Below are 16,987 nucleotides of genomic sequence, written 5' to 3'. Positions count from 1 at the left end.
CCGCGACGTTGCGCCCAATCGTTTGAACGACCAAATCCTCGTGCGTTTGTACGACGAAGAATGGGGCAACAACCCGTAGCCGGATTCGCCAAGAATTCGGAGGGTGGCAGTGCGTGTGAACGACGCTTTCCGTCCATCGCTGATCGGCGACGAGTTCTTGACGCAAAGACGCCAGGGCGCAGAGACGCATGGGATCGCTCGAGAGGGAGCGAGAGAATCAGCGGAACGCGAATTCGTCGGATGTTCAGCTTGCGTGTTGAAAGTTGTCCGGTGCTCTGCGTCTCTGCGTCTCTGCGTCTCTCCGTCTCTCCGTCTCTCCGCCTCCCCGCCTCCCCGCCTCCCCGCCTCCCCGCCTCCCCGTCTCTGCGTCTCTGCGTCTCTGCGTCTCTGCGTCAAGTATTGTTTCTCATTCACGCGTTGCTGAGCGTCTCGACGTCGGCGAACTCGCACGCAAACCGTGGAGGACAACGGTTCTGCTCTGGGGGAGGTCCGAATTCTGGCGAATCCGGCTACGGGAGACGCGTTGGGCCGTTCCAATCAGCTCATCAGCGCGGTGACGGCGTGGCCTTTGACGAGTTCGCGGGGTTGATTGAGATGATTGTAGACCAGCGTTTCGGGATCGATGCCGAAGCTATGGTAGATCGTGGCGAGCAAATCGGCCGGATGCAGCGGGTTGTCGACGGGGGCGGACGCGGTCTTGTCGCTCTTGCCGTACACGAAGCCGCGTTTCATGCCAGCACCAGCAACGACAGCGGTGTAGCAATACGGCCAGTGATCGCGACCGTCGTCGGAATTGTTGTTGCCCGACGTGCTGACGCCTCGTTGCGGACTGCGGCCGAATTCGCCCACGGCGACGACCAAGGTTTCTTCGAGCAGACCACGTTGGTCCAGATCCTCGATCAAGGTCGTCAAGCCATTGTCCAGCATCGGAGCCGATTGGACCTTCATTCGTTTGGACAGCCCCGAGTGATGGTCCCAGGAGTGGTTGTCGCTGTTGGCGACCTTAGGCCAGATCACCTCGACAACCCGCGTTCCCGCCTCGACCAGGCGGCGAGCGAGCAGGCAACTTTGTCCGAATGAGTTGCGTCCGTAGGCGTCCCGCAGGACATCGTCTTCGGCCGACAACTGAAACGCGTCGCGGGCTCGGCCGGACAAGATCAATGACAGGGCTCGATCGTAGTTTTGGTCCAATTGAAACTTTTCCACCGCTTCATTGATGACCGGCATCTGATCGTTGAGTGCCTGCCGCAAGTTCGCACGGCGTTGCAAACGAACATCGAAAACTTCATCCCGAAGCGACAGGTCATCCGTTCGGATGCGCTGCATCTTGTCCATGTCCATGTCGTCGCCGGGCGGGTACAGCGTGTACGGATCGTAGGCTTTGCCCAGGAAACCGGCGGTTCCGCCTTTGCCCACCACGTTGGATTCTTGCAGCGGACGCGGGAGCATCACAAATGGAAGCATCGGTTCTTCCATGGGCTTCATCTTGACGATGTTGCTGCCGAAGTTGGGGAAGTCCTTTGGGGATGGAGGTTCGAGTTGTCCGGAGGGGCTGACCTTGTCGGTCGTGTAGCCCGTCATCATTTGGTAGATTGCCGCGGTGTGATTGAACAAGCCATTGGGCGTGTACGACATCGACCGGATCATCGTGAACTTGTCATTGATCTGAGACAGACGCGGCAGGTTCTCAGTGAATCTGACGCCCGGGATCTTGGTTGAGATTGGTTTGAATTGACTTTTGACGTTGTCGGGAACGTTTTCTTTCGGGTCCCACAAATCCAATTGGCTCGGGCCGCCTTGCAAGTAGACCATGATGATCGACTTGGCTTTTCCCCATCCCGGACCGCCGCTGTGATGTGTGTCCGCGTTGCCGCTGGCCTCCGCCGCTTTGGCCTGATGCGATTGCAGTTGCAAGATTTGCGGAAGCGATAATCCGAACAGCGATGCGCCGCCGACTCGCAAAAACGCACGTCGGGTTTCACCCAAGTGAGGGTCGCAGAGATCTTTGGCGCGAGGCCCTTTAAAAGACAACATGGTTGACTCGATGGTTGGGTGGAAAGCGAATCAGTGGTTGAACAAGAACGCCGGCGAATTGACCAGAGCCCAGACCAGGTCTTCTGCCGCGGTCAAACGAGAATTCGCCAGTTGGGTCTTGGATTGTTCAACGTTCGCACGCAGTTGGACCAGTGCCGGATCAATCGGTGTCTGGGCTTCAAAGCGTTTGCGGCGTGTTTGCAGTTCGACAATCTGGCTGTCTTCTGGCAACGCCCGCTTGGCTTGATTGAACGCATCGCGAGCCGCTTTCAATTCCGGATTGATCGTTGAGACGTAAGCGTTGATTGCCTTTGCGAGGCCATCTCCTCGTTGTTCGGCGGGCGTTCGTTCCGCGGCGGCAAAGGTCTCGGAAAGGCCCAGCGGAATTTCGCCTTCCGCCGTGGTCACGCTGATTCGGAAGCGGCCGAGTTGGTGTTCCTTGGCATTGTGGTTCTGCGCCAATTCAAATCGCAGACGGGTTTTGCCTTCCGAGGTGATTGGTTCGGCGAATTGGAACGTGGCCCAATGTTCGTGGCCGTTGGCTCCCGAGACCGCCCAGGCGTTTTGATTGCCCGCGTTGCCATCGAAGGTGCTTTCGATTTTGAACCCGTTCTGCAGGAAGTCGGCCGAGGCACGAGCGATTTTGACGGCTGGTAAGTCTTTGGGCTTCGCTTTGAGGTCCGAACCCGGTTCATCTGAGCTGGCTCGAACCGTGATCTCGGTGACCACGAAGTTGCCCGCTCGGCCTGGTCCGTTTTGCGGCAGGCTTGGATCGGTCAACGCTTCGACACGGAAGCCCGTGATGCCGGTCAGGTGCGTTTCAAACTCAACGATGTAAGAACCCTTGCCCTGCTTTCCGCTGGCCAAAACGCTGCGGTCGGGTTGGACGGTCAAGGTGGCTCGGTTGGTGGCAGACAACGAGGTCGGCGTCAGCGGATGCCATTCCGTGTCGGACTTTTTGCCCGCCAAGAATGCGTCGACCAGTTCCGGTAAACGGGATTTTTGTTCAGCGAGCTTTTTCGCGGCGGCATCGATCTTCTGTTGACGGTCGGCTTCCATTTGGGATCGCTGCTCAGCAATCTCAGCGCGACGCGCCTCGATGTCATCGGCGAGTTTTGCCAGCATCTCTTTGCGAGCAGATTCCAATTGGGGCAAACGTTCTTTCCAAGCCGCTTCGGCATCGGCCAAACGCTGGACGAGCGTTTCATGATCACGTTGAATTTGGTCGTGAATCGTTGCAAACGCGGCCCGTTCCTTGTCGGACGGGTAACGCCCGAGTGCTCGCAAGAAGATCTCTTCGGTCACGGCTTCGTCGGTGGAGTTTTCTGCGACGATTTTTTCGAGTTCGTTTTTCGGATCGCTGATCGCGGTGCCGATCGTGGGGCCGCTGATGAGCGCCATCACCGGGCCCAGTTGCAAGTCGGTTCCACGTTCGCATTCACAGGCGGTTTCGCGAACGGGCCGACCGAGATTGGCGAGGAAGCCGTCCTTCAAAGCGACACCGGAATCCGTTGCCGCGGCGGCTCGTGTGCCGGCCGGCATGCCAGGGATTTGGCTGGTTGCACCCGTGAGCGAATGCACGGCGTCGAAGATCACTTCGGCTGGAAGTCGTCGCGGCGTGGCGTGGGAATAATTCAGATGATCGTCTTCGTTCCATCGATTGGACTGGACCGACAACTGATAGGTCCGTGAGCTGACGATCAGACGCATCAAGTGCCGCGTGTCGAAATTCGAACCAATGAACTCGTCGGTGAGGTAGTCCAGCAATGGTGGATTGGACGGTGGGTTACCGGCTCGGATGTCATCGATGGGTTCGATCAAGCCGACCCCCGTCATGTATCCCCAGATCCGATTCACATAGGAACGGGCGAAGTACGGGTTGCCGGGGTCGGCCATCCACCGGGCGAGGTGTTCCCGCCGCGTCGGTGGATGGTTGGTTTGCGAGACCAGTGTTTGTTGCTCAGGTGGAGCCTTCTGTGACTGTCGTTTGTCGGTTTTTGCGGTCGTCTTACCGGCTAATTCGTAAGGGAACGAGGGCATCACGTTTTCACCTGTGCGGCCGTGCTGGACTTCCGAATCAGCCGTGTCAGCGATGATCTCAAACAGTGGCGTGGCACCTTCAACGGCCGTGCCGCCAATTCTTTTGTTGCCTGACTTGGGATCCTTTTTCCGATCAACTTTCGCGAAGTAGGCTGCCAGTTCGAAGTATTGGTCTTGGGTCCAGCGTTCGAATGGATGGTCGTGGCACTTGTTGCAATTGAAACGAATGCCGAGGAACAGGTGCGTCGTGTTTTCCATCGTGTCCTCGGGGGTCCGAAGGACTTTGTAATACGACGCGGCGGGGTTGGTTTGGTTGGAACCGGATGCCGTCAGGATTTGGTAAGCAAATTCGTCGTAGGGACGATTTTCCTCGACCGCTTTGCGAATCCAATCGCGATAGAGTTTGGTGCCTTCGACTCCCAGGAACTTTCGGTTGACTTGCAACAGATCCGCCCACTTGTTCGTCCAGTATTCGACGAAGTCCTCATTGCCGATCAAACGATCAATGATGGCTTGGCGTTTGAGTTGGCTGGGTGTTTCATCCGCTAAGAATTCGCGGACGGTTTGGCTGGTGGGAGGCAACCCAGTCAGGTCCAGGTGCACTCGCCGAAGGAACGTGGCGTCGTCCGCGAGTTCGCTGGGGACGATTTTCATGCGTTCCCATTTTTGCGAGACCAATTCGTCGATACGGCCCCAGGTTTCCACGTCGGCTTGTTCGTATCCCGTGCGATCGCCCATCACGGTCAGCGTCGTTGCGGCGTAGGCTCCTTCGAATCGAGCCAGCACGGGAGCTTCTCCGCGACGAACGGCATGGAGCATTCCGCCCGCTTCGGCGGTGGCGACTTCCGTGTTGCCAGAGCTGACGAATGCTTCTTGCGTGACGTCACGTGATTCGCCGTTGGTATAGGTCGCGACAATCCGGACTTGTTGGCGAGCTTCGGTGGATTGAACGACGGGGGTGTTTGGGAAAACTTCCAGCGATGCGACACGAGGAGTTTCCAGGTCGAGTTTGGCCCCGTCGGCGATCCAGCGATGCAGCACCGCGTGATAGGGATCGCCCTTTTGCATCAATGTGCCGCCTTCGTGAGGCGTGATGCCCAGCGGTTTGCGAAGCATCATGGAGTCATCCGGGGCCGATGGATTGATGCGTCGCGCGGCCAAGTCATCCGTCAGGGCGCGGATGTCGAAGATCGGATCGTAACCGCGAAGCGACAACCGGAATCCGTTCTTCCCCTTTTGGGCGCCGTGGCAGGTGCCTTGGTTGCAACCCAACCGCGACAGGACTGGATTGACGTCACGAATGAAGTCGACGTCCAATTCGGATTGCCCGGTGATCTCGATCGGCAACGTGTGCTGGTGCGATCCGAGCTTGATCGTGACTTCGTCGGTCGTGTTGTGTTGCGGGCGAATCAGCCCGCTGGGCGATGCCGCGAAATCTTTGGATTGGCTGATTGTGATTTGACGCGTGACGTCGACGGTCGATCCATCGGCGAGGGTTCCAATTGCGACCAGTTGCACGTAGTCGTACGGCGACGTCAGTTCGATGGAATTTGGGACGACGGACAACTCGACCACTTCCGACGGATTGATCGTCGTTTCGGTGGGCTGGTCCTCGGTCGCGCCTTCGTTTTCGAAGTTCAATTCCAACGCGGAAGCCACGTGTGGCGTGTCGGGTGCCGGAACGCTTTGCGGCACAGCCTGGAATGTGTGGATCAGTTTGCCGGTTGGATCGAGGTGGCGGATTTGCCCGTCGTTGGCGGCAACAAACACGCTTCCTTCTTCGGTCAACTCCATCGCGTAGGCCGCGGCGGGCAATTCGAAGTGGAGCGTTTGCGTGGTTGTCTCGTTGACCGATTCGTCGACCTTCTTCTTTTCTTCGGCCGAGCGATTGGCGACCCGTTTGCCCAGGATGGCTTTCAGTTCGTCAGTCAGTTCCCCGGTGAAGTCGTACTTCCAAACTCGCAGTTCGGAGTGACCGTCGATCGTGGCAACGGCAGCCAGGTGCGTTCCGGTGGAGTTCACCACGACTTGGCGGATGCGACCGTTAAGCCGCGGCAGGTTGCGAACCAAATTTGCATCGTCGCCGATTTGGCGTTTCGTTTGTCGGAAGACGCGGTAGACCTTGGTCACGCCGTCGGCACCGCCGACCACGATCTCATCACGAGTCGGGTGCATGGCAACGCTGGACAGACCGCCGGACAGTGCCCCGGGAGTGATCGACGTCACGTTGTCGATGAAGCGTTCGGTTTCGACTTCCGTCAATTTGCACGTCATGTCGCGAGCGACGGAAACCAAGTGTTTTCCATCGGGCGTGAACACCGTGTCGCGAATCCAATCTTCGTGGGCACCTTGGAAGAGGACTTGTTCGCCGGTGGAGGCATCGAGAGCGCGGACGGTGTTGTCGTTGGCTCCGATGGCGATTTGGGTTCCGTCGGGCGACCAAGACAAACCGGTGATGGTGTCGTAGGTGATCAGACGCGACAGTTCCAGTTCGCCGGTGGACGTGTTCCAAATTTGGAGTTCACCCAGTTCACCGGGCGTGCCACCAGCGGCAGCGATGCGTGAACCGTCCGGTGAGAATCGAACCGAGTTGATGCGAGGCGACATGCCAACCAACCGTGCCTGCATCTCGCCTGTTTTGGGATCGACCAGGCAGATCTCGTGGTAGCCCGCGACGGCGAGGGAGGTTTCGTCGGGTGAGAGGTCGATGGATGGCAAGGTCGGCGGACCCGCGTAGATCGGCGGATCGTCCGCGTCGAATCGCGGTCCGGTGGTTGGCGGCGAGTCGTTCGTTGCGCCTTGATCGATCCATCGCCGAATTGTGGCGACTTCGGTTTCGTGCAACGGTTTGCGAGGCGGTTGGGGCATTTCTGCAACGCCGTCGTGAGGCGTGATCAGCGAAACCAGGTTGCTCGACTCGGCATCGCCAGGAACGATCGCTGCATCGCCGCTTTCGCCACCGCGAAGCATCGCGTCGAACTCAGTCATGACGTATTCGCCGAGTTGCTTGGCACCTTGATGGCATCCGAAGCAGTTCGATTGCAGGACCGGCAGAACATCACGTTGGTAGCTGACGTTGCCCGAGCGCAGACCCGCAGCCGAAGAGAGTTCTTTGGCTGGGGAGGACTCGTCCTCTGCCGAGCTCGGTGGGGCGCCGAGGGCAGAGAAAAAGAAAAGTCCCACAACGGCTAAGTGGGGAAATGGGGATCGCGGTGACCGAATGGACAACGTGATCAACGAAAGATCTGTCACGACGATTTCCTTCCAAGCAACTGCATGGGGACGAAAAATCATCGCCGATCCGAATCAATCCCGGGGATGGATCGATTCGGTAGCCGTGTGGGGTGTGGCAGGCGGGAGCGGGGGATATCCCCGCTTTGCAACAGGTTAATGGCGAGTGCGGTCGCGGTCAAGCAACGCGGACGTGAGAAATCCCCAGAAAAACGTCATCAGCTTCCTGGCCTGGGAAGGATACAACACCGGGTGGAAGCCGATGCCACAGTGAAGTTCCGCAAACTGTCAATCGAACGTCACCGCTCCGCAGTTGGTTGGCGACGTCGGGTTTGCATGTCCGTCGGCGGCGCTATCGCTTGCTGACGGCTATCATCCGACATCCCTGCTGGGATGAACACCGTTGGGATGAAACAGTCCCGGCGAACGGCCTGCGCGGTTTCGACCGCTCATTCCTAACCACCGGCTTTGCGGTGAATCATTCCGCTGACTGGAGCCACCACGACGGGGTCACGGAAGGCGGGAATCGCTGATTGATCGTTCAGGTCCAATGCGTCGGCGGCGGGGTCTTGCACGGGTTCTGGAAGTTCCGGCGTGATCGGTTCCAAGTCGTCCGGCGAAGGGCGGTGCAGCGTTTCCGCCTTTTCCAATTCTTCTGCGACTTCATTCAACAACACTGGTTCTTGGTACCGATCGGCATCGTTGGGGTTGGCGGCGACTGAGCGACGTGGGCCAACCGTCAGGACTTCCCAGGGTTTTGGATAGAAGTAATGTTGTTCGACGCGTTTGGGCGGGCAGTGCTTCCCGTGCAGCGCGCCCTTGATGCCGTTGTCGTCATACAGCCCCAATTCCTCTGCCCGCTGCCATGCCCGAGCTTCTTGGCTGGACGGGGCGATGATCGCCGCGGTTTTGCCCCCGAGATAGGTCGGGCGGTTGTATTGACGTCGGTACGATTCCGGCAAGCGACTGCCGACGGGACCGATCACATCGATCCGTTGGGCTCCGTCGGGACGAAACAACGGAAACGGCCAATCGGCTTGGCATTCCACGCTGGCACAACTCGCCAACATCACAGCCAACAAAACGGGAACCGACGTGTGAAGTGAAGTGAGTTTCATATGACTGGCGGCACTGCATCCTGCGAAACCGAACGGGCAAAGCGTCGCGAATCCGTCGCGACAACCATCGGATCGTCAGGATCGATCGGGCCGGTACAACACGCTCTCACTTTCGCATGTCGCAACCAACAGGCAAACTCATCGGTTCAGTCAAACTGTTCGGCTTGCGGGGAGTTGGGCAGTCAGCCAATGGACGCGAGACTTCGGTTGTTGCGACGAATCGGACGCTAACGCATGCCGGCTGATGGAAGCATCCTTCATTCACCGAAATGGAGAATCGTTACGCCGTCCATCACGGCGGCCGTTGGCAGGGCGTTGCTCAGTCGATTTGCAGACTGCTGCTCAGCAGACTGGCCATTTCGCGACCGGCATAGCACGATCGTTTGTAGTACTCCTCTTCCGAGTGGGCCTTGCCGACCGTCGGCGAACAATCTCGCGAACGGACGGGCAATGGTGACCCATCGTAGCGCGGCGCGAATCGCGTGGGACCGGTGTAACCAAGTGCTCGCGTGCCACGAATTCGCGTCAGCAACCAGTAATTCTTAAGGATCGCGTCGCGTTGGTTGTACAACAGCACCAAGCGATTCATATTCTGAGTCGCGAGGCGATGGTAGCCATGGGGCATCAACCAATCGCTTTGGATGGCAGGTGCCAACAACCCAACGTCCAGGTTTGCGGCCATCACAGGCGGCTCGCTCAAACGTCGACGGCCGATCGACCCGCCGGCCAACGCATGCAGGCTGCCCGTCACGATTCGTCCGCCGAAGCTGAATCCAATCAGCGCCGTGGGCTGGGCGGCTTCCACGTGACGATGCAGCAACCAAGCCAAGTACAAACCTTGAGCGTCGGTGCGTTCGGCCTTGATACGTGCGTCGGTGATGGCAAACGTTTCGCGATCACTCTGCCAACTCCAAATCACAAAATCCATGGGAGTCGGTTCGCAGCGGTTGCGTTCCAATTGGCGAGCTACCTCCATGCCTCGTTGAATCGCCAACGGAGCGGAGCGTCGGTTGCCGTGCACGTAAATCACACGCGGCCGACTGGGATCAAATGTGGCGATGTATTCATCCAGACTGGAAGGTGTCTTTTGCCCGCAGCGATTCAAACGCGAAATATGGAAGCGAGGGTTCTGCAGGTTGGCTCGGCAGGCGGTGCTGGTGATATGCCGCGTGCTGATCAACCAATAACGATCACTGGCCAGATCTCGTTGCAGACTGGATGGTGAAGGAATCAGGAACGATCCCGACGAGACCCTGCCGGGAGTAATCGACGCGGGTGAGATGGAAGGCGAGTGATTGGAGACTGAGTACGCGGATGTCAGTGACTCGTCCGCGAGCAATTCATTCCCCGCTTGAATTTCGGCTGCTTCCGCTCGGTCGCGTTCCGCGAATTCCTTGGCGGCGTTGGTTTCGGTGGTCGTCCAGTCGTTGGCGGACGACAGCGACAGCGGTTGAGAGAAGACAGCGGAATCAAATGGGATGGGGTGCCCCGCGCTGGCAATTCCCGCTTGGATTGCAAGACAACAGCTCGCGGCGGCGCAGAGCACCCACGGCGTGATCGTGCGCCGAAGCGAGACACGCCTGTTGAGGTGGCGAATCGGGAAACCGGATGATCGGCTGATGATGAAGAGCGACATCAGCGACTTTGGGGCGAGTGAGTGAGGGGGCTGCATCATGCGAACAATCAAACGGGTCGTATGAATCGTGCGGGGCATCCAGGCTACCACGGCCCTCCTGAAGGTGGGATGTGGCGTTTTGTCAACAAATTGTTGCCCAAAATTAGCGTGTTGCGTTTGCACAACGCTCAGAGCGTCCTACTTTTGAGTGGTCTTGATGCCAAGGCCAACGTTTAGGCTCGGTTTTCCCGTTGGGGTTACCTTGCCCGATCCGCCTGCTTTGCCAGTCAAGGAAACTCTGATGACAATCCGAACTCTAACGCTCCTGACGCTCGTGACGGTCACGGTTACCTCGACCGGCTGCTCAGGAATGAGAAACTTCTTTTTCGGCCGTGGCGCAAGCTGTGGTCTTTGCAATCGCGTCGGTGCCATTGGTCGCGCCGTCAACCCGTTGGCTCCTCCGCCACCGCCTGCTGCTGGTGGTTGCAACACCGGATCCTGTGGTTTGTTCAACCGTGGACCCGCCGTTGCGCCGCCGCCGGTCGTTCCTCAACAACCCGTTTACGCACCGGCACCTGCCTACGCTCCTTATGCGTCGACGGGGACCTGCAACACATGCCCTGCACCGCAAGCTTATGTGGGGGACGGATGTGGTGGTGAGTACAGTTCCAGCATGCCAGGTTACTATGAAGGCTCGGTGGACCCGTACTTGGGAAGCGGAACCATCGGGTACGGTGAAACGATCGTTCCCGGAAGTGGTTACCCCGCCGATGCGTACGGCGGTACGATTCAAGGTGATTCCTTTGGACCCCGTGCCTACCGATCGAATCGTGTGGACTCGCAAGGCGACGTGATCATTCACGCCGATCCCTTGCCACCCGGTGCTCAGCTGGTCGACTGATTAAGTCAACTCAGTTTTCACTGAAGTTACCGAACCATGTAGCTCGCTGGGGCCCCCAGCGAGCCGAGCGCAAATTCACGGTGGAGACCACCGTGCTTCAGGTTGGTGGGTTGGCGATTGATCTTGAGGCGTCGGCGGGTTGGATGCGATGGTGAGGTGGGAGAGGAGAAATCCGATTTTCCATGTTCACCCAACCTTTCGAGACCCTGCTCTCAAAATCCCGGTTCGCTTCACGGACCCGGTTCGCCTCACTGAACTTGCCCGCCGCATCGTGACACAGATTGATCGCTACATTCTGATTCTCTTCATTCGCACGGTGTGCGTGTGTTTTCTGTCGTTGGCGGGCATCTTCATTGTGTTTCACGCTTTCACGGCAATGGACGAACTGATCGCGCAGTCCAAGGATGGCGAGCCTTTGCCGTTGGTGTTGGCTCGTTTCTACGGGCCGTATTTGCTGCTGATGTTTGATATGACTGGGACGATCATCACCTTGATGGCGTTCCTGTTCACGGCCGGCTGGCTGCGTCGAACCGGAGAGCTGACTGCCACCTTGTCCGCCGGAGTTTCCCACGGCCGAATTCTGCGACCGATGGTGATCGCTTCCTTGGCGATTGTGTCCATCCAGCTAGCGAATCGGGAGTGGGTGATTCCCCGCTTTCGCGATTCGTTGACGATGAAAGCGAAGAACCTGTCCGGCGATGTCGAGCAGGCTGTCATGCCGACCTACGACCAATCGTCCGGGATCTTGATCGAAGGCGACAAGCTGCGAACGCTTGGGCGAGTCATCACGCGACCCAACTTCCGGCTGTACAGCGACTACGCCGGTTTCGACGATGTCCTGCTGGCCCGTGAAGCGATCTGGTGGGACCCGCAAGCGATGGCAGAATGGCGCGCCGACCAAGGGTTGCCAGACGCGGGGGCCTCCCCGGATCGTGTCGCCGAAAGCGGACCGACTGGAGCAGCGTCCGCCCAGTTGGCGTCGCACATAATCGCCTCCAACGCAGAAGACAAACGCACCAGTTGGACGGACCTGGCGGATCGAACGGCGATGCCCGAGTTCACCGGATACCTGCTGCGTGGCGTGCGTCGCCCCGAGGACCTGCGTGAAGTGCCGTCGGTTGGTCTGCAGTCTCGCGAAAATTTGGTGATTTTGACTCCCGCCGATCAGCCGTGGTTGCAAGCAACCGAGTGCTTCGTCGTGACCAGCATTCACCCCAACATGTTGCAAACGCAAGACACCGCGACACGCTTGGCATCCGTGATGGAACTCGCCGGTCGAGTTCGCAACCCGTCCGTGCACACCAGCAAAGCGTTGCGAACCACCACGCACGAACGAATCGTAAGAGCCCCACTGGATTTCGCGTTGATCCTGTTGGTGTTGCCAATGGTCGTCAATCGGCGAGGCCGCAAGCTGTTTGTTTTGATCGGATCCGCCGTCGGCCTGATCATTGGTTTCTTTGCTTTGAAAACCATCGCCAGCACACTGGGTGGCAGCACTAACTTGGTGACTCCAGGGATCGCCGCTTGGATTCCGTTGTTGATCATTGGACCGCTGGCGTATTCACGACTGCGTTACGTTCAGACGGTTTGATGAAGGTCAGCGTCGTTGTCCCCACGTGGAACGAAGCGGACAACATCGAGCCCTGTATCACATCGGTTTTGTCTGACGATTCGAGGCACGGTGTCGCGGAGGTGATTGTCTCTGACGGAGGTAGCCAAGACAAAACCGTGGCAATCGTGGAAGCGATGCATGACAATCTTGTTCGCGCCATTCAGTCGCCTCCAGGACGCGGTGTGCAACTGGCAGATGGAGCCGATGCAGCGACGGGGCAGATGCTGTTGTTCTTGCACGCTGACAATCGACTGCCTTCGGATTGGTGGACGCAAATCGAACATGCGAATTGGCCGGCTTGGGGCGGCTTCCACCAGCGGATCGATCATCCAGCGTGGCGTTACCGCTTGCTCGAATGGGGCAATGCATGGCGGGGACGAGGGCGGTCGAACTTGTTCGGCGACCAAGCGATCTTCGTGCATCGCGCGTTGTATGATCGCGTGGGCGGGTTCGAGCGAGTGGCGTTGATGGAAGACGTGATGCTGTCGGCGAGCCTGCGAAAGCATCACTCGGCGACGTTGCTGCCGGGGCCGTTGCACGTCGATGCTCGACGTTGGCTGAAACGCGGCGTCGTGCGTCAAACGCTGCTGAATTGGCGGATCCAACGAGCGTTTTCAAACGGTGCGTCACCCGACCAATTGCGACAGATCTACGACGCGTGACCGGACGGTCGCAATGGTGGTGCGGGATAATCCCACGACGAGGGCTGGGCGGACTGGAGCAGGATTACCGACGCCGGACGTGAAATCACATGATTTTGGGATGCGTGATTTGAGCGTTTGTGAGTTTGTGGTGAAGTGTTGAGTGGTCACTTGCACCCTCTCGGGGGCGGTGTTCGCTAAGACCATTCCCTACCCTTGAAACCACAGAAAAGCCCATGCCTGTTCTTTTGATGATCAATCTCAAAGGTGGAGTTGGAAAGACCGCTTCGACGGTTGCCATTGCGGAAACATTGGCAGAGGAAGGGTACAAGACTTTGGTGATCGATGCGGACCACCAGAGCATGGCGGGGGAATTGCTGTTGGGCGAAAAGAGAATGCTTCAGTGCGAGAACCGCAAACGCACGTTGCACGATGTGTTTCTGGAGATGTGCGATCCAGACTTCGAAGTCGACGACTTGAGATCCTTCATTGCGAATGAAACATCCAATGTCGCGACGGTCCATGACTACTTGGACGTCATTCCCTGTTCGTTCCGCATCGACGACTTCTATAACAATGCGTTTCGATCCAAGCGTCGCTCGGGATTGTTCCAGACCGAGCGAGAGTTGTTTACCCAGATCAAGAAACAAATGCCGGGTGCGAAGAAGTGGCTCAACGAGCTGTATGACTTCGTGATTGTCGATTGTCCGCCCAGCATTGCGATGCAAGTCAAAATGTTCTTGCGAATCGCGGATGGCTGTGTGATCCCATCGGTCCCGGACCAGTTGTCGGTGCGTGGCTCAGCGAATTTGGTCGATCGACTCAAGCGTTTTCGCGTTGACACTTTGGGGACATTGTGGACGTTGTATCGCCAGCAAACACCGCTGCACCGTGCGATGGTGGCGGAGCCGTATGATAAATTGCCCACGCCGTTTGAGTCCGTCATTCCCAACGCGGCTCAATTGGCCCGGGCGGTCGATCCACGCGAGCTGAGCAACCCGCAAGCGAACTGTGATGCCAAGTACGGCCGCCAGTTTGCCGCTCGCTATCGAGAGCTCTGCGGTGAAATCCTTTCACGACTTCGCAACTTGGACATCCCCGTGAGCCATCGACAGGAAGAGTTGATCTGCTTGTGAGACCTTGCTGGGGAAAAAGCTTTCCCGCGTGCCTGCTTAAGCACGTGAGCGGGAGTCCTTGGGCTTGATCACGTAGAGGCGTCTCTCCGAGACGCTGTCATTTGCGAGTCTCAGAGAGACTCGCCTACGTGAGGTTCTACCCGATCATTCCTGCCGACCTGCTTAGCAACGCGTGAACAATAAGCGACGCAGCGGAAGGGCGCGAGCCCTCCGGTCCCTCACCGAGCGGCTTGCGCCACACCGCTAACATCTTCACTTGTTATTCACGCGTTGCTTAGAACGGGGGGGCCGCCACGGGTGTGAATTCTTTGTTCACATTGCCTGACAGATGAATGTCATCTGGGTCGAGCATCAGAACAGGAGATCCTGAAGAAAGTTCTAAGTCCTCCAGGTTCACCCAGATCACATTAGGACTGGTTGTCAGCTCAAAGAAGAAGCGTCGGGAATCCAGGTTCGCGACGGTGCGGTATTCGGTGTCGTAGATCGTTCCAGGCGTCTTGTAGGGCGCGTTGAACGGCACCGACGCGTTTCGGGCGAGAGACAATGTCGTGGCAATCGCTTCTCGTTCTCCTTCGGGTTTGCGAAGAGTCTTCAAGAAATAGTTGGCTCGCACAAAGCGATCAATTGGATTGACGTTCCCGGGTAGCGGAGTTTGGCGTGTCGCGTTCGCGAAATCCCACTTCTCTAGCTCGAGAAGTTGTTCATCATAGGGCGGATCATTGGTCACCACTTGATGTTCGGATCCATGATAGATTTTTGGCTGGCCATCGACGTATTCGATGATCGCAGAATCTCCCGATGCATCTTCGATTGCCAAGTGAAGCGATGACTTGAATCCTGCGTGCTCGACCATGATTGGCTGAACATCTTTCATTCTCTCCAGAGCTTCTTCGACCGTGGCAGAATTGTCGAGCAAGTACTGGCCCCAAAGGCCCGCCTGCAGGCCAGCCTTTTCCGGATTTCGCGGCCCATAGTCGGTGGCGGTTAGGAACAGCAAGTGCATGGCGAATCCCTTTTCGTTCAAGCCGTCGACCGATGCCAGGCCGTATGCGGAAACGACGACCGATCCATAGCGAGATGTCCAGGTGAGTGGATTCTTGTCACCGATATCAAGCGGTCCGACTCGACCTCCGTTTCGGTGCATGCCTCTCGGGAAGACGTGCAGCCTGGGTTCTGTTGATTCCGCCCAGTCCATTGTCCGCCCCGCCACGGTCGGGACGCCATTGGTATTCCACAGAATGCGAGTGCAGGCCATTGCGGTGGAGGCTGACATCGCCAACCCGATCGCCAGGATTGACCAGATGGATTCATGAAGAAAGTGCTGCTGTGCCACCATGCGTCTGGTCCTTGATTTTCTGGATGAAATGTCTCTCAAGCAAACAAGGCTCGGCATTGTCGGGTTGTGAGGCGAGATTGCAAGGCTGGTGTTCTGTCACGGCGCATACACAGCGTAGTGGACGAGGCGACGAGTCCTGGACTGACGCCGAATCCACGGACTCGTCGCCTCATCCACTACGTTTGAATGTTCATGGAACGGAAGGCAATCATTGGCTCGCCAATCCGATAACCATTTGGGGCACTCTTCATGAACCAGCGCGACAGCGTTAGGGTATTTGTGTTCTCCCCTAAAATCGTTCGATCGTCTTCGTTACTTCCTGAGGAGCCATGTCTCATGTTTCAGGCACCCCATCGCAATCTCTTTCGAACGCACTTGGTTATTGCGTTTGGGATTTTCGCTTTCTTTACCCTTCGTGTCAGCGGTCTGCCAGTCTTTGCGCAGGAATCGGACAAGCCCAAACCGGCTCCTCTTACCACGGGGGATCCCGACGTCCCGATGGATAGCCTTCGGGTGATGGTCAAGCCATTGACGAAGGACGAGTTGGCCGTTGAAGCCGACGCTTGGTTTGAATTGCTCAAGGCGAAAGCACGTCAGATCGCGGTCGCCAAACTCGGCGTGAGAAAAACCAGTGACGCGCTGGCCGCCGGAAGTGAAGCGGAAGCCAGCAGGTCACTGGCGGAGGCAGAGCAGGTCAAAAAACTAGGTGACAAGGTCGCGGAGAAGGCCGTGCAAACGGTCACGAAGGCGGCTCGCGAAAGCACCGGCGTGGATGGCATTGACGCTTCGCAAAAGCCCGTTTCTCCCGAAGGCGAAGAGAGCGAGGACTCGACCGAGGCTGCATCGGGAACGGAGCCACCCACTGCTGCTTCCGTCAGCACTGGCAAGGGATCCACGAATACGGCTGCCAAGCTGAAAACGAATTTGCTCGAAGGCATCACGGTCCTGCAGGATGAACGCACCTCTCTGAGTGATCGGCTGAAAATCGTTCTGGATTCATGGGAAGCCAAAGGTGGGGAGGTCGAAAACTATCGCAAGTACATCGTGGCCGTGTCCGGTGTGGAGTTCGATACGACCGATGCCGAAGCCGCTTGGTCGACTGTGGCCGGTTGGTTTGTTTCCAAAGAAGGTGGGCAGCGTTGGGCATGGAATATCGTCAAGTTCATTTTGATCTTGGTTGCCGCGTACTTGATCTCCAAGGTCTTGTCCGGAGCTGTGAACTGGCTCTTGGATCGGAAAATTCGGCTTTCCCAACTCGCCGAACGATTGATTTCCAACACGATTCGGAACGTTTTTCTCGCTGTTGGATTCGCGGTGGCACTG

10 protein-coding genes and 1 pseudogene are annotated in these 16,987 nt (G+C 57.7%); 5 read left to right on the top strand and 6 right to left on the bottom strand.

Annotation, left to right across the window (positions count from 1 at the left end; translation table 11 throughout):
• The 5 genes from ACF8AM_RS12010 to ACF8AM_RS11990 all read right to left on the bottom strand — a co-directional run.
• Window positions 1–190, bottom strand: a 190-nt coding sequence (locus tag ACF8AM_RS12010; RefSeq protein ID WP_392555859.1) for a hypothetical protein, incomplete at its 3' end; no start/stop codon positions are given.
• A 347-nt stretch (window positions 191–537) separates the two neighbouring features.
• Window positions 538–2,034, bottom strand: coding sequence for a DUF1501 domain-containing protein (locus tag ACF8AM_RS12005; protein ID WP_392555858.1), 1,497 nt, complete (start codon window positions 2,032–2,034; stop codon window positions 538–540).
• Between the two features lie 30 nt (window positions 2,035–2,064).
• On the bottom strand, window positions 2,065–7,326 hold the full coding sequence (locus ACF8AM_RS12000; protein ID WP_392555857.1) for a DUF1549 domain-containing protein: 5,262 nt from the start codon (window positions 7,324–7,326) through the stop codon (window positions 2,065–2,067).
• Between the two features lie 434 nt (window positions 7,327–7,760).
• The gene (locus tag ACF8AM_RS11995; protein ID WP_392555856.1) at window positions 7,761–8,423 is read right to left on the bottom strand and encodes a hypothetical protein; all 663 of its coding nucleotides are present in this window, start codon (window positions 8,421–8,423) and stop codon (window positions 7,761–7,763) included.
• A 319-nt stretch (window positions 8,424–8,742) separates the two neighbouring features.
• Window positions 8,743–10,137 (bottom strand): hypothetical protein, encoded by a 1,395-nt coding sequence (locus ACF8AM_RS11990; RefSeq protein ID WP_392555855.1) that lies wholly within the window; start codon window positions 10,135–10,137, stop codon window positions 8,743–8,745.
• 271 nt (window positions 10,138–10,408) lie between these two features.
• Here ACF8AM_RS11990 and ACF8AM_RS11985 point away from each other — a divergent pair, with 271 nt between their 5' ends.
• From ACF8AM_RS11985 to ACF8AM_RS11970, 4 genes are all read left to right on the top strand, one after another.
• The gene (locus tag ACF8AM_RS11985) at window positions 10,409–10,939 is read left to right on the top strand and encodes a hypothetical protein (RefSeq protein ID WP_392555860.1); all 531 of its coding nucleotides are present in this window, start codon (window positions 10,409–10,411) and stop codon (window positions 10,937–10,939) included.
• A 271-nt stretch (window positions 10,940–11,210) separates the two neighbouring features.
• A complete protein-coding gene (locus ACF8AM_RS11980) occupies window positions 11,211–12,530 on the top strand; it encodes an LptF/LptG family permease (RefSeq protein WP_392555854.1) in 1,320 nt (439 codons plus the stop codon).
• Window positions 12,530–13,213 carry a TIGR04283 family arsenosugar biosynthesis glycosyltransferase gene (locus tag ACF8AM_RS11975; protein WP_392555853.1) on the top strand — a complete coding sequence of 228 codons (684 nt, stop codon included), beginning with the start codon at window positions 12,530–12,532 and terminating at the stop codon, window positions 13,211–13,213. The genes ACF8AM_RS11980 and ACF8AM_RS11975 overlap by 1 nt, the downstream gene beginning before the upstream one ends.
• 215 nt (window positions 13,214–13,428) lie before the next feature.
• A complete protein-coding gene (locus tag ACF8AM_RS11970) occupies window positions 13,429–14,328 on the top strand; it encodes a ParA family protein (protein WP_392555852.1) in 900 nt (299 codons plus the stop codon).
• Window positions 14,329–14,602: 274 nt separating this feature from the next.
• On the opposite strand, the gene ACF8AM_RS11965 is transcribed toward ACF8AM_RS11970, so the two are convergent.
• Window positions 14,603–15,664: a linear amide C-N hydrolase gene (locus tag ACF8AM_RS11965; protein WP_392555851.1), complete on the bottom strand. Its 1,062-nt coding sequence runs from the start codon at window positions 15,662–15,664 to the stop codon at window positions 14,603–14,605.
• Window positions 15,665–16,000: 336 nt separating this feature from the next.
• On the opposite strand from ACF8AM_RS11965, the pseudogene ACF8AM_RS11960 reads away from it, so the two are divergent.
• Window positions 16,001–16,987, top strand: a pseudogene (locus tag ACF8AM_RS11960) (mechanosensitive ion channel family protein); the annotation flags it as partial.

This window comes from Rhodopirellula sp. JB055 (assembly GCF_043100905.1).
Classification (GTDB): Bacteria; Planctomycetota; Planctomycetia; order Pirellulales; family Pirellulaceae; genus Rhodopirellula.
This window is presented reverse-complemented; position numbering and strand designations above follow the sequence as displayed.

Coding starts and splice junctions, on each gene's coding strand:
- ACF8AM_RS12005 (WP_392555858.1), bottom strand. CDS start 2,034: ATGTTGTCTTTTAAAGGGCCTCGCGCCAAAGATCTCTGCGACCCTCAC.
- ACF8AM_RS11995 (WP_392555856.1), bottom strand. CDS start 8,423: ATGAAACTCACTTCACTTCACACGTCGGTTCCCGTTTTGTTGGCTGTG.
- ACF8AM_RS11990 (WP_392555855.1), bottom strand. CDS start 10,137: ATGCCCCGCACGATTCATACGACCCGTTTGATTGTTCGCATGATGCAG.
- ACF8AM_RS11985 (WP_392555860.1), top strand. CDS start 10,409: ATGAGAAACTTCTTTTTCGGCCGTGGCGCAAGCTGTGGTCTTTGCAAT.
- ACF8AM_RS11975 (WP_392555853.1), top strand. CDS start 12,530: ATGAAGGTCAGCGTCGTTGTCCCCACGTGGAACGAAGCGGACAACATC.
- ACF8AM_RS11970 (WP_392555852.1), top strand. CDS start 13,429: ATGCCTGTTCTTTTGATGATCAATCTCAAAGGTGGAGTTGGAAAGACC.
- ACF8AM_RS11965 (WP_392555851.1), bottom strand. CDS start 15,664: ATGGTGGCACAGCAGCACTTTCTTCATGAATCCATCTGGTCAATCCTG.